At 43.9% G+C, this 14,352-nt stretch carries 12 protein-coding genes; all 12 read left to right on the top strand.

What is annotated here, in order from left to right; genetic code table 11:
• The first annotated feature begins 252 nt into the window (after positions 1 to 252).
• The 12 genes from DXC01_RS14510 to DXC01_RS14455 all read left to right on the top strand — a co-directional run bounded on the left by DXC01_RS14510 (position 253) and on the right by DXC01_RS14455 (position 14,217).
• Positions 253 to 2,043 (top strand): aminopeptidase P family protein, encoded by a 1,791-nt coding sequence (locus tag DXC01_RS14510; RefSeq protein ID WP_118699156.1) that lies wholly within the window; start codon positions 253 to 255, stop codon positions 2,041 to 2,043.
• Positions 2,013 to 2,600, top strand: coding sequence for a TetR/AcrR family transcriptional regulator C-terminal domain-containing protein (locus DXC01_RS14505; RefSeq protein ID WP_022213895.1), 588 nt, complete (start codon positions 2,013 to 2,015; stop codon positions 2,598 to 2,600). The genes DXC01_RS14510 and DXC01_RS14505 overlap by 31 nt, the downstream gene beginning before the upstream one ends.
• Before the next feature lie 227 nt (positions 2,601 to 2,827).
• On the top strand, positions 2,828 to 3,973 hold the full coding sequence (gene fucO / locus DXC01_RS14500; protein ID WP_022213896.1) for a lactaldehyde reductase: 1,146 nt from the start codon (positions 2,828 to 2,830) through the stop codon (positions 3,971 to 3,973).
• Between the two features lie 390 nt (positions 3,974 to 4,363).
• Positions 4,364 to 4,882 carry an RNA polymerase sigma factor gene (locus tag DXC01_RS14495; protein ID WP_118699177.1) on the top strand — a complete coding sequence of 173 codons (519 nt, stop codon included), beginning with the start codon at positions 4,364 to 4,366 and terminating at the stop codon, positions 4,880 to 4,882.
• Positions 4,882 to 6,390: a DUF4179 domain-containing protein gene (locus DXC01_RS14490; RefSeq protein WP_118699155.1), complete on the top strand. Its 1,509-nt coding sequence runs from the start codon at positions 4,882 to 4,884 to the stop codon at positions 6,388 to 6,390. Before DXC01_RS14495 ends, DXC01_RS14490 begins: the two co-directional genes overlap by 1 nt.
• A gap of 346 nt (positions 6,391 to 6,736) precedes the next feature.
• Positions 6,737 to 7,165, top strand: coding sequence for a hypothetical protein (locus DXC01_RS14485; protein ID WP_147399636.1), 429 nt, complete (start codon positions 6,737 to 6,739; stop codon positions 7,163 to 7,165).
• Positions 7,063 to 8,649 carry an AAA family ATPase gene (locus DXC01_RS14480; protein ID WP_118699153.1) on the top strand — a complete coding sequence of 529 codons (1,587 nt, stop codon included), beginning with the start codon at positions 7,063 to 7,065 and terminating at the stop codon, positions 8,647 to 8,649. Before DXC01_RS14485 ends, DXC01_RS14480 begins: the two co-directional genes overlap by 103 nt.
• Before the next feature lie 118 nt (positions 8,650 to 8,767).
• On the top strand, positions 8,768 to 9,562 hold the full coding sequence (gene proC, locus DXC01_RS14475; protein WP_118699152.1) for a pyrroline-5-carboxylate reductase: 795 nt from the start codon (positions 8,768 to 8,770) through the stop codon (positions 9,560 to 9,562).
• 254 nt (positions 9,563 to 9,816) lie between these two features.
• The gene (locus tag DXC01_RS14470) at positions 9,817 to 10,734 is read left to right on the top strand and encodes a hypothetical protein (protein WP_118699151.1); all 918 of its coding nucleotides are present in this window, start codon (positions 9,817 to 9,819) and stop codon (positions 10,732 to 10,734) included.
• A gap of 80 nt (positions 10,735 to 10,814) precedes the next feature.
• Complete coding sequence (locus DXC01_RS14465; protein WP_118699150.1) at positions 10,815 to 11,204, top strand: BlaI/MecI/CopY family transcriptional regulator; 390 nt, start codon at positions 10,815 to 10,817, stop codon at positions 11,202 to 11,204.
• Positions 11,205 to 11,210: 6 nt separating this feature from the next.
• On the top strand, positions 11,211 to 13,010 hold the full coding sequence (locus DXC01_RS14460; RefSeq protein ID WP_118699149.1) for a M56 family metallopeptidase: 1,800 nt from the start codon (positions 11,211 to 11,213) through the stop codon (positions 13,008 to 13,010).
• 7 nt (positions 13,011 to 13,017) lie between these two features.
• The gene (locus tag DXC01_RS14455) at positions 13,018 to 14,217 is read left to right on the top strand and encodes an SPOR domain-containing protein (protein ID WP_118699148.1); all 1,200 of its coding nucleotides are present in this window, start codon (positions 13,018 to 13,020) and stop codon (positions 14,215 to 14,217) included.
• Positions 14,218 to 14,352: the final 135 nt, after the last annotated feature.

Here is a 14,352-nt window from a genome sequence, read left to right as displayed (position 1 = left end):
CACTACATAAGACAAAATTTCCGTCAAACACCCAGCCCAGGGGTGGCGAGGGGACTGGCAAGTCCCTTCGAGGTTTTCATATATCCCAATATAAAAACATCCCCCCCAGGGCATCCCGCCCTGACAAGAAAGGTCAATGCAAATTAACGGGTCCAAGGGAAGTACCCTTCCTCTCTTGACAAATATATATATCCTGTTTAAAGTAAATTTATAAAATTTACACCCCATGTTATGAGGGAGGCATAGAAAAAAATGACTATAAAACAAAAATTAAACGCCCTTCGCATTCTTATGAAAGAAAAAAAGATAGACGCCTATCTGGTACCAACAGATGATTTCCATGGATCGGAATACGTAGGTGACTACTTCAAATGCAGGAAATATATCACCGGCTTCACCGGCTCCGCAGGAACTGCCATTATCACACAGGACATGGCAGGCCTGTGGACCGATGGCCGTTATTTTATCCAGGCAGCGGATCAGCTCCGCGATACGACAATAGAACTGTTCAAATCCGGCGAGCCAGGGGTTCCGACCGTGCATCAGTTTCTGAACGATAAATTACAAGAAGGCATGTGTCTTGGCTTCGACGGCCGTACCGTAAGTGCGAGGGAAGCGGAAGAATTGCAGGAACTTCTGCAGGAAAAACATATCACATTTTCTGTAAACGATGACCTGATCGGCGAGATCTGGGAAGACCGTCCGGTTCTTTCCTGTGAGCCGGTCATGGAACTGGATATCCGATGGACCGGCAAGTCCAGAGCAGATAAGATCGCAGAGATCCGTGAGCAGATGAAAGCAAAAGAAGCCGACACTTTTATCCTCACATCCCTCGATGATATCGCCTGGCTTTTGAACATCCGCGGTAACGATATCCATTGCTGTCCGGTGGTTCTTTCTTACCTTGTAATGATGGAGAATGAATTGAGATTATACGCAAATGCAGCAGCTTTTTCAGAAGAGATCCGCAGTAATCTGGAAGCAGATGGGGTAAAAATTTACCCATACGATGATGTCTATTCTTATGTTCAGAGCATCTCTTCAGATAAGAAAGTTCTGCTCTCCAGGGCGAATGTCAACAGCCGTCTCGTAAGTAATATTCCATCTGAAGTGACGATTCTGGATGAGCCAAATCTGACTCTTCTTCCGAAGGCAGTCAAGAACGAAACAGAGATGGAAAACGAGAGAATTGCACATATTAAGGACGGTGTCGCAGTAACTAAATTCATCCATTGGCTCAAGAAAAACGTCACCAGAACTAACATTACAGAACTGAGCACAGCGGAGAAATTATACCAGTTCCGCAGCGAACAGGAGCACTTTCTGGGGGAAAGTTTTGATCCGATCATTGCATATGGAACGCATGCTGCGATCGTACATTACAGCGCGACAGAAGCGACAGACATCCCGCTTGAGGCCAGGGGAATGGTGCTTGCAGATACCGGCGGACATTATCTGGAAGGAACAACAGATATCACAAGAACCATTGTTCTTGGACCTGTCACAGCCAAAGAAAAGAAATTTTTTACCGCAGTTCTGCGTGGAAATCTGAACCTGGCAGCGGCGAAATTCAAGTACGGATGCACAGGTTTAAACCTCGATTATCTTGCCAGAGGACCGCTCTGGGAACTGGGTGAAGATTATAACCACGGCACAGGACACGGGGTAGGCTATCTTCTGAATGTTCACGAAGGACCGAACAGCTTCCGTTGGAAAAACCTTCCGGGAAATCCGGCACCGGTGCTTGAGGAAGGAATGATCACCTCCGACGAACCTGGCTATTATCTGGAAAATGAATTCGGGATCCGCCACGAAAATCTTGTCCTCTGCAAAAAGGCAGAAAAGACATCTTTCGGGCAGTTTATGTGCTTCGAACCACTGACAATGGTCCCATTTGATCTGGAGGGAATCAACCCGGAAGAGATGACAGAACGTGAGCGGAAACTTCTGAATGATTACCATCAGAAAGTATATACGACCATATCACCATACTTAGATGAGGAAGAAAAAGAATGGCTGAAACAGGCAACCAGAGAGATCTGACAAAGGGTGAAAAAACCAAATACCGGCTGGCACGGGCCATGAAAGAATGTATGCAGACAACTCCTGTAGAGAACATCACAGTGAAGCAGATCACAGAGAAATGTGAGCTTACGAGACAGACTTTTTACAGGAATTTTCTGGACAAATACGACCTGATCAACTGGTATTTTGACAAACTTCTTACGAAATCTTTTGAACATATGGGACGTGGAAAGACGGTCTATGATGCTCTGGTCAAGAAGTTTACTTATATTCAGGAAGAGCAGACGTTTTTTGCGGCAGCGTTTCGTTATGACGAACAGAATTCCCTCAGACAGCATGATTTCGAGCTGATCTTACAGTTTTACGAAAATTTAATTCGTGAAAAAACTGGCAAAGTACCGGGCGAAAACGTTCATTATCTGCTGGAAATGTACTGCCAGAGCTCTATTTATATGACTGTCAAATGGGTGACAGGAGGGGTGACATGTACCCCGGAAGAACTGGCATCTATCATTGTAGATGGGATGCCGGAGAAGCTTGCAGAGATTTTTGTGAGGCTTGAGATCCTGAACTGACAACTTCAAAAATGTTGGAAATACAGGCGTTACAGAAATGTTTCCATAAACAGGAAAGATATATCTGGTTATTTTTACTGAATATGAATGCATAAATTTAGAACAAATCACGAAAGTTACAGAAAACGTTACACTTGTTGGATTCTGTAACTTTCTTTTTTATAAAACTATTGTTAAGATAATAACAAAGTTAAGGCGTGAGCGACGCAGAAAGGGATGTGATTATCATGGCAAATAGAATTAACTTAAACGGAACATCTTATCACGGAGCAGGTGCAATTGCAGAGATCGCAAACGAAGCAAAAGCACATGCATTCAAAAAAGCATTTGTATGCTCTGACCCGGATCTGATCAAATTTAACGTAACAAGCAAGGTAACAGATGTCCTTGAAAAAGAGGGTCTGGAATACGAAATTTATTCTGATATCAAAGCAAACCCGACCATCCAGAACGTCCAGAATGGTGTAGCTGCATTTAAAAAATCCGGTGCAGATTATATCATTGCAATCGGTGGTGGTTCTTCCATGGATACTGCAAAAGCAATCGGTATCATCATCGCAAACCCGGAATTTGAGGATGTAAGAAGCCTGGAGGGTACAGCACCGACAAAGAAACCTTGCGTACCGATCATTGCAGTTCCGACAACAGCAGGAACAGCAGCAGAAGTTACCATCAACTACGTTATCACAGATGTAGAAAAGAAACGTAAATTTGTATGTGTTGACCCGCATGACATGCCGATCATCGCAGTTGTTGACCCGGAAATGATGTCTTCAATGCCTAAGGGACTGACCGCTTCTACAGGTATGGATGCCCTGACTCATGCAATCGAAGGATATACCACAAAAGCTGCATGGGAAATGACAGATATGTTCCATCTCAAAGCGATTGAACTGATCTCCAAATCTCTTCGCGGAGCTGTTGAAAATACCAAAGAAGGTCGTGAGGGAATGGCTCTTGGACAGTATATCGCAGGCATGGGATTCTCAAATGTAGGGCTTGGAATCGCACATTCCATGGCGCATACACTGGGTGCTGTTTATGATACTCCGCATGGTGTTGCATGCGCTATGATGCTTCCGATCGTAATGGAATATAACCAGGAATGCACTGGAGAGAAGTATCGTGAGATCGCTCGTGCAATGGGTGTGAAGGATGTGGATTCTATGACTCAGGAGGAATATAGAAAGGCTGCTATTGATGCGGTTAGAAAGCTTTCTGTTGATGTGGGAATTCCGACCAAGCTGGAGGCTATTAAAGAGGAAGATCTGCAGTTCCTCGCTGAATCTGCACATGCGGATGCTTGTGCACCGGGTAACCCGAAGGATGCGAGTGTGGAGGATCTGAAGGATCTGTTTAGAAAGATCATGTGATTTAAAAAGATTGGGTAATCTTTTTGAATCTTGGGATTTAAAACCGCAGAGGGACTTCGCCAGTCCCTCTGCACACCCTGGGCTGGGTGTTTGATGTGAATTTTGTTGTGTGGGGAATCCTTTGAAAATTTCTCCTGGTATTTCAGGTGGGGAAGTTTTCGTGTGAAGGATTCCTCTTTTTTTGTGGGCTCCCTGAGTCTTGATTGTGGAATGGGGATGGATTGTCCTGCTGTATGTCATATTATATGTTTTTTTCAGCAGGAAATTTTTCCAAAAAACCTGCATCCTTTTTAGCAATTTCTGTGTCTAATAAGTAGAAGCACAAAAACAAAAAAGCTTTTACAACGCATTTCCTGATGACCGGTCAGAGACAGGAGAATGGAGAAGATGATGAATGAATTTTTGATAAGAAAGGCCAAAAAAGGCGACAAAGATGCATTCTGCCGGCTTATGGATGAACAGGTGCAGTGCATGTATAAGGTTGCGTTTTCCTATCTCAAAAACGATGAAGATGCTGCCGATGCGATCCAGGATACCATCCTTTCCTGTTATGAAAATCTCAAAAGTCTCAAGCAAAACAAGTATTTCAAGACATGGATGATACGGATTCTGATCAATAAATGCAAAGATATTTTGCAGAGAAAGAAGCAGGTTACATACACCGACCAGATGCCGGAGACGCCTTTTTATGAGGAAGAATATGCAGCGAAGGAATGGGCACAGGTGCTGGAACCGCTGGATAACAAGTACCGTCTGGTGATCCTTCTGTACTACATGGAAGGATTCAATATCCGCGAGATCAGTGACATCCTGGACATGAAGGAAAGCACCGTAAAATCCCGCCTTCAACGTGGCAGAAAACAGATTGCGCAGATGTATGAATATAAGGTCAGGGAGGGACGTGTTTGATGATGACTTTTAATAATAACGAAAAAGATTTTCAGGAAAAACTTCAGAAAGATACAGAAATACCGGTGATCGTACATGAGCGGATCAATCAGGCATATCGTCTGATCGAAAACAATACCGCAGTGCAGAAAAAGGCGCCGAAAGATCCATATCACTGGATGAAAATTGGCGGCAGGATCGCGGGCGGCGCAGCAGCAGTGCTGCTCATTGCTTTTGTATTTTACATGACAGATCCTGTCATGGCAAAAAATATCCCGGTTGTGGGGGGACTTTTTGAAACGCTGCAGAATAATGTAAGTTTCTTTGGAGATTTCGCAGACCACGCGACGACACTGGAGGCTGTTGACGGAGTTGATGCAGAAGGAAATAACATAGCAGAAAACGGAAATGCCGTTTCCGAAACAGAGAAAGGAAAGTGGGCAGAAGATAATACAACAGGACAGGAGGAAATAGGTGCAACTGTAGCAGACACAAATGCCGCGGTCGCAACAGCAAAAGGAGACTCAGCCTACACCAAAACAGCAGACGGCCTGACGATCACCTGCTCCGAAGTATTTGCGAACAGTCAGGCAGTCTATGTGACCATGCAGTTTAAAAGCGACACTCCATTTCCGCAGACGGAAACCCGAGCAGAAAGTGGCACACCAATTATAGATCTGGACATGACCGGCGGCGTAGATTTTAATACGGAGGCCAGTCCGGTAATCGATGGTCAGGTAGAAGGCCAGTTCCTGGATGACAATACTTATGCGTGCATTTTTCGCTATGATCTGGCAGAGGCTGCGAAAGATTATACGGAATACAGTGAGAAATACAACGAAATGACACAGCAGGTACTGGATGAGATGGGAATCACACTGGAAGATCTGGATGATCAGACAGATGAAGGGTATGCTCTGCTGGAAGAGTTTAATAATAAAGTGTCTGAGCGTGGTGGAGAATATCAGAAATATATCAAAGCTATTGATGTTCCGGACACCTTTAACCTGCACCTGGATATCACGAAGGTAAGGGGAATGGAAGCAGACTATCAGTGGTCAGAAGATGATTTTGCAAAGTATGGAACGGATGCCGGCTACTACAAATACGAAGGTGACTGGAGCTTCGACATCCCGGTCACAGTAGACGATTCCCAGACCGAAGTGATGGAACTCAACGACATAAACGATGCAGGCATCGGCCTCAGATCCGTGATTCGCACCCCATACGAACTGACCGTAAATGAACTTTACGAAGAAGGCTCCAACAGCGACTGCTTCATGGTAGCCCTCGATGCCAACGGAAATAAACTTCCATACAACGATTCTGTCGGAAACTGCAACATCTTCGCAATCCAGGACAGAGACATTTCCACCGTCGATATCTACATTCTGGACTATATCCAGTATATGGACGAGCTCAAAGGCGAAGACAACTACAACAACAACGAAACCAAACCAGAAGGCCAGAAATGGAGCGACCTTCTCGACCAATACGCAAAATACCACAAAACATTACACTTCAAATAACCCAAAGAAAAAAAGGCGGCGCGATCCCGATGATCCGTCGCCTTTTTGCTATTCTATCATTTCTAAGTAACTGCCCAAATTGGACTTGCTATATGAAAGTAAGTGGTGTATAGTATAGAACATAAACAGTAATCTAAATATTCTAATAAGTAATTTTTCAGGCAATATCTGCCACTGATTCCAAAGATGAAAATACATTAAGTATTTAATAAAACTTGTCAAAATGCTATAATGAAAATACAAAAGGAGTGTTATATGAATAATACGATTTTTGATGATGTATTCCGTACCGACTATAAAAATGACTGATTATACGAAAGACAGCATCTTTGAGAAGAATCTGCTAATGTTGTTGCCATTTTATATTATGCGATATGAGAAAAAAGGACATGATTTTAATAATAATCCGGAATTATTTCAAACACTCTTAAACGAATATGAAGAAATCCGGGTAAATCTGGAAAAGGAGCTGACAGAAACAGGAAGATCGGAACTGTATACAGATCTGACGGAACTGATTGTAAAGATTGCGGACTATATTTTCCGTGAAGAAGACGAGGTTCGGAAAGGGCTAGGTGATATTATGGGAGGAAAAGTTCTGGAACTGGAATCTGAAAGACTTAAGGCAGAGGAACAGGCAGTTGAATGTGCATCAGAAAGGGCAAAAGCAATATGGGAAGATTTCTTAATCCTGACAACAGTGCGTTTCAGACAGCGGTTGATTCAGAAATTTATGTGGATAAAACAGAACTTCTGGACTATACGAATAGAGTGATCGGTACGAAGCAGGCGTTTATCTGTAACAGCAGACCGAGAAGATTTGGGAAATCTGTTACGGCAGATATGCTTACGGCATATTACAGCAGAGGCTGTGATTCAGAAGAGATGTTTTCTCCTTTACAGATCAGCGGTAAGGATTCTTTCAAAAGATATCTTAACAAATATGATGTACTGCATTTTGACATCCAGTGGTGTCTGGAGCCGGCGGGCGGGCCTGAAAACGTGGTGGCTTTTCTTAGCGCACAGGTGATCCGGGAATTAAAGTCCATTTATCCGGATATTGTGCCTGATGAAATAAAATCTCTTCCGGATGCACTGTCAGCAATCAACACGGCAACAGGAAATAAATTTATTGTGATCATTGATGAATGGGATGTCCTGATCAGAGATGAAGCAGATAATATCGCTGTGCAGGAAGAATACATCAATTTTCTCAGAGGAATGTTCAAGGGAACGGAGCCTACGCGATACATTGCACTTGCATATATGACAGGAATCCTTCCAATAAAAAAATTAAAAACACAGTCTGCACTCAATAATTTTGATGAATTTACAATGCTTGATGCAGGGATACTGGCTCCGTTTGTTGGGTTTACAGAGAAGGAAGTCAGACAGTTATGCACGGAATATCACAGAGATTTTGAAAAAGTCAAAAGTTGGTATGACGGATATCTGTTGGACGACCAGCAGATTTATAATCCGAAGGCTGTAGTAAATGTTATGCAGAGAGGAAATTTCAGAAGTTACTGGTCACAGACAGCGAGTTATGAACTGGTGGTCCCACTGATCAACATGGATTTTGACGGACTGAAAACGGCGATCATTGAAATGATTTCAGGTTCATCTGTGGAGGTTGATACGGGTACATTCCAAAATGATACGGTAAGTTTTGCAGACCGGGATGATGTGATCACATATCTGATCCATCTCGGATATCTTGCATATGATCAGACACGGGGAAGGACTTTTATCCCGAATGAGGAAATCCGTCAGGAGTTTCTTGCAGCAACAAAGCGTAAAAAGTGGAATGAGTTACTGGAGTTTGAGCAGCAGTCAATGGATCTTCTTGAAGCAACACTTGATATGGACGAAGCAGCAGTGGCAGAAGCAATCGAAAAAATCCACATGGGATATGCTTCAGTAATTCAGTATAATAACGAGAATACTTTGAGCAGTGTGCTGAGCATCGCGTATCTGAGTACTTTACAGTATTATTTCAAACCAGTTCGTGAACTTCCGACAGGTAGAGGTTTTGCAGATTTTGTATATCTTCCCAAACCAGAATATCTCACAGATTATCCAGCACTGGTAGTGGAATTGAAATGGAACAAAAAGGCAGAAACTGCACTACAGCAGATCAAAGACAAAAAATATCCTGCATCTATCCGGCAGTATACAGGAAATATTTTGTTGGTGGGAATCAGCTATGACAAGAAAAGCAGGAAATATCAGTGTGTGATTGAGACCGACGAGAAATGAGAGAAATTTAGTATTTTACTTTTGGTGTGAAAACAGGTATGATAAAGAAAATGCCGCTGTAATTTTGTAAAGCGACAGAGCAACTTAACTATGTTTTCACACAAGGAGGAAGATTATCATGAAAATTGGTTTTATCGGCTGTGGAAATATGGCGACAGCCATGTTAAAGGGAATTCTGAAAAGTGGAGAGGTGGAAGCATCAGATATGATCGCTTCTGCGAAGTCAGACAAGACCCGCGAGAAGATCGAGAAGGAACTTGGCATCCGGAAGGCAGATAACAACGCGCAGGTGGTGGATTTTGCGGATGTTGTTTTTCTGGCAGTGAAGCCGCAGTTTCTGGAGGGCGTTCTGGATGAGATCAGGGGCAGTGTAAAGGCTGGACAGATTTTTATTTCTATCGCGCCGGGCAAGACTCTGCAGTGGCTTGGTGAGCGCCTTGGCGAAAATACAAAAGTCATCCGTACCATGCCAAACACTCCGGCGATGGTCGGAGAGGGAATGACAGCCCTCTGTGTCAATGAACTGATCACAGAAGAAGAAACTGCACTTGCTGTAAAACTCTGCGACACCTTCGGCAAGACAGAGGTGATCCCGGAGCATCTGATGGACGCCGTCGTAGGCGTTTCAGGCAGCTCTCCGGCGTATGTGTTCATGTTCCTTGAGGCAATGGCAGATGCAGCAGTTGCAGATGGAATGCCGAGAGCACAGGCATACAAATTCGCCGCACAGTCCGTACTCGGAAGTGCGAAACTGATGCAGGAGACCGGCAAACATCCGGGAGAACTCAAAGATATGGTCTGCTCCCCGGCAGGAACCACGATCCAGGCAGTCCGTGTTCTCGAAGAAAAAGGCTTCCGCAGTGCAGTGATCGAGGCACAGACAGAGTGCGTGAAGAAAGCAAAGGGAATGTGATCTTTCAGAAAAATAAAATATCAGGTGTGTGATTTTTCCACTGTAGCAGAATCCGGCAGTTGTTTTTACTGTGAGCGGAGGATGTTACAGTGGATTTTTTTTACTGTACATAGATGATATATCGCTGCTGCGATGGTTATTGAAAATATTTCTACAATTGTAGAAAAAAGGATTGACACATACATTCTACAGATGTAGAATACAATCAACTTCTACAAAAGTAGAAAATAAACACAGAAAAGGGAGCATCCATTATGAAAACAAGAAAAGCAAAAATCATGGCACTTATGGCAGCAGCAACATTGAGTATTTTTTCAGCAGGAAGCGTTATGGCGGCGGGAAACGGAGATTTTTATCCGCAGCCGGTGAATTCGGACTGGGAGGATGCTCACACGGAAGGAGCATATGCAAGTTTCACGAACGGAAGCGATTATGTGAACATTTACAAATATGCCCTGGACGATGCCAAAATCGGAGTTGCGAAATGTAATGATACCTATGAAGCATGCTATCAGACGATTTTTTCAGAAGGGAACAGCCTGTATATGGCGGTAGGATATGCCAGAGATGCAGATGATATTGGGGAAGTGAGAAAAATGGTGGAATCTATTTCCTATCCGGGAAATCCTACGTTGACAGGGAAGGATGGCAAAGGCGGATCTTCTGATAACGGATCATCGAAAGACAGCAGTTCCACATCTTCTGACAAGAATACGGATGGAAGTTCTTCTTCAACAGATACAACAGGAGGCAATTCCGGTTCCGGCAGTTCTGATTCTTCAGACAGCAGTAAAGATTCTGATATTCTTTCTACAGCTGATCTGACGCTGTATGACAGCGAGGGAAACACCGTTTCTGTAGAGAGAACCATCTATTCAGACTACAGCAGCAAATATGTCGGCGATGACGGCACCGTCTATACGACTGATGATGAGGTTTATTTTACAGATGAAAACGGAAAGACCTGGCAGGCTTTGAATGATGATACACATTACATGGGTGCAGAGCTGGGACAGCATGTTCTGGAAGATGCAGACGGCAACAGTGTGACTGTTACTGAAACTACAAATGGCGATTTTTATTATCGCGATGACAATGGTACAGGATTCACAGACAATGGCGACGGAACCTGGAGTGATGAGAACGGGAACAGCTATAATGAGATGAATTAATGATTGTATTTAAGGGAGGATGTGATACAATAAAGTTATTCCTACGTTTGTAGAAAACTGATAACAGGAGGGGCGAAGAAGTGAAAAAAACATATCAGAGGCTTCCGGAATCAGAACTCGACATTATGCTTGTTCTGTGGAATGGCACTCCGCCAATGACGAGACCGGAGATCGAAAAGGTGATCAACACAAAGAAAAACCTTGCTCCGACAACGATCCTGTCATTGTTGACCAGACTGGAAGCCAAAAATTTCGTAGAAGTGACCAAGCAGGGCAAGATGAACCTGTATACACCGCTGGTTTCTCAGACGGATTATCAGGCACATGAGAGCCGCAGTGTCCTTGAGAAACTTTATGGAAATTCACTTAAGAAATTTGTGACATCACTTTATCAGGGCAAGAAGATCAGTTCTGAAGAAATCCAGGATCTCAGCGATTTTCTTAAGGAGCTGGATGACAGGGAGGAATAACGGACAGTGGAAGTATTGGTTTTGCATATCCTGAAGCTAAATATTATTGCAGCGGTCATTATTTTGCTGGTAAAACTGCTGATGGTTCCACTCAAGGGCAGAGTTTCCGCAAGGTGGAAATATTTCATATGGCTGTTTGTGGCAGTCAGCCTTCTTATTCCGGTGCGGGTTCCGGGCAGCATTTCGCTGGTTGATCTGCAGCTGAAGAAATCCAGTCCGGACAGGATTGCCGTGCAGGAAAAAGATATTTCTGCAGCTGTACCAGAAAACGGACAGTATATTTCACAGCAGGAAACCATGCATTCGGAGAAAAGAAATGTACAGGATCAGGATTTTTCCAGACAGAAGATCCATACCGTATATGAAACTGGTAAATGGATGGAAATGGCAACAGGAATCTTTGTAGCAGTCTGGCTTATCGTGGCGGTGCTGAAACTGGCAGGAGAATTTCTGGCGTATCATCTTTCGATAAGAAATCTGGAAAGAATGAGCCTTCCGGTTACTGATCCGGTAAGTCTTCGGATGTACAGGGAAGTGTGCAGGGACAAACGGATCCGCAGGATGCCGGAACTGAGACAGAATGCAGGTCTTACTACACCGCTTCTTGCGGGGCTTTTTCATACGAAACTGTATCTTCCGGCAACCGGTTATTCTGCGGAAGAGCGAAAACTCGTATTCTATCATGAGCTGACGCATTATGTCCACAGAGACCTCTGGTACAAGATGCTTCTCAGAATCTGTGCGTCGATTTACTGGTTTAATCCATTTCTGCTTATCATGTTGAAAGAGGCAGATAAGGATATTGAAAATCTGTGTGATACTGCGGTGATTCATCGGGTGAACCAGAGCGGCCACAGGCTTTACCGACAGCTGCTCCTTCGGACGGTTGCAATGGAAAACAGGATTCCGTATGTGACGGCAAGTCTCAATGACAGTGGAATGGTGTTCAAAGACAGGATTCTGTATATGATGAGTATCAGGAAGCTGAAGAAAGGAATTTTGCCGGGTGTTTTGCTGGCATTGATGCTTGTTGGCGGGAACCTGGCATTCACGGTTTCAGCGCTTCCAGTGGGGACGGGTACATCGGCTCAGGGTAATTCTGATGGAGCGGCAGATGATGACATACCGTCTCCGGATTTTGCCCCATTTTCAGAACTGGTGGATATGCAGAATGCTCCGGCGATTTCTGATGGACAGGCTGGCGCAGGAAATGCAGAAGACGTTTCTGGCGTGGCAGAGAACTTGCAGGATAATGCCAGTAATCGGATGGAGAGCACTGCCGGGGCTGTGACAGGATCAGAGACAACGACAGATTCTGTAAGTCCTTCAACGGAAGACAGCGTGCAGGACAATACGGATTCCACAGACTCCGGGAACACTGGTGAAAACACCGATAATATCGACCACTACGCACATTTGCCAGCAGGCGTGCCATATACCAGCGGATTCAGCAGTGCTTCCGGTGTGGCATCCATCGTAGCCCCGGGAGAAGATGAGAATGATGCAAGGGTGCTCCAGGACAATGGGGACGGAACCTATTCTGATGAAATTGGATTTATTTACAGTTATCAGGGTGACGGCACCTGGGCAGACGCATACGGCAATTCCTACAGGACCTGGAATGACGAAGACTATAACTTTGGAAATCAGCTGGAACATCATGAACTCCAGAGCAGCAGCGGAAGCGTTGATGTAAAACAGACCACAAACGGTGATTATTATTACTGTGATTCTGATGGCGTGGGCTATACCGACAATGGCGACGGCACCTGGACCGATGAGAATGGGAATACTTATACGGAGTGAGTAAGCGATGAAAACAAAAGAAAAATATTTGCTCATGGCAGCTGTCATGGGAATATGTACAGCGGGCATTTCCTTAAATTGCGTATGGGCAGCAGATGCATCTCAGCAGACAGTAGAAAGTTCAGACAGTGATGAATACCTGGAACTTGGTGATTCAGAAGAGGAGCAGGCATATCGGAAATTTCTGGAAAACGGAGAAAATTTTTCAGATGTAGAAGATCTGGGAACGGTAATGTATGCTGCCTATGATATCAATAATGACAAAACGAAAGAACTGATCGTGCGGGGAATGGACAGCGATAATGCATACAGATACCTGTTTTATAGATATGAAGACGGTGAAGTAAAGTCAGATGGTTCTATGACAAACTGGCAGAATGGTGGAGAAGGTGAGATGTATTATATACCAGATAAAAATGTATTTGTAGTATACATGCGCCTGGCTGACCATAAAGAATATAAAATCTATCAGTTAAAAGATACTGTAGAACAGAGGATATCCATACACAGGCAGAGTCTTGATGTACAGGGAGCCGACGGGAAATATCACCGGGAGTATGCATATAGCGTCGAGAAGCCAGATAAAAACGAAAGTACAAAAACCATCACAGAAAAAGAATGGAATAAATTCGAATCGGCACTTGTAGAAATTCCATTTTATGACTATACAGTAAAGGCAGATACGCAGTTCTCAGAAGAACAGATTGCCGCATTAAAAAAATCTCTGGGAGTTCCAGATGAGATTACCGTAAGCTGCGAAGCCGGAGAGCCTTTTTATTGGGAAGCCGGAGGTCGCTGGCTGGTGAGTATGGGATTATATGATGAGAATGGAATATTCCTTGCAGGAGCAGAGATTGATCCCGATACGCTGGAACTCGAAAGAGAAATTGCACCTTATAATGTGGATGCAATTGCAGGACAAAATGAACCTGCACAGCAGAGTGCCACTACTCCATTTTATGGAATCTGGTGTTATGGAGGCAAAAGCGAAGAGGATGCAGATGCTTATGCGCAAAGCATGAGAAGCAGCGGCTATGATGCACAGGTATTTGTCACAACAGACTGGAGTAACCTCAATCCAGAAAAATTTTATGTAGTCACAGCAGGTATATATCAGTCCGAAAGCGAGGCAAATGCAGCATTGGCTTCCGCGCAGAGTTTTTGTGCAGATGCTTATGTGAAGTATTCCGGAGATTTCCAGGGATGAGATTACAAAGATAAAATAAATGAGCGTTTTTCGAAAATCAGATCGGAAAACGCTCTTATTTTATGGAATAATTCAGGATAAAATAAAATATAAAGAAACTTCAACAAAATGTGCTATCTTATTTGTAGGACATAC

Origin of the sequence: Blautia sp. OM07-19, assembly GCF_003481595.1 — a bacterium.
GTDB lineage: Bacteria > Bacillota > Clostridia > Lachnospirales > Lachnospiraceae > Blautia_A > Blautia_A intestinihominis.
This window is presented reverse-complemented; position numbering and strand designations above follow the sequence as displayed.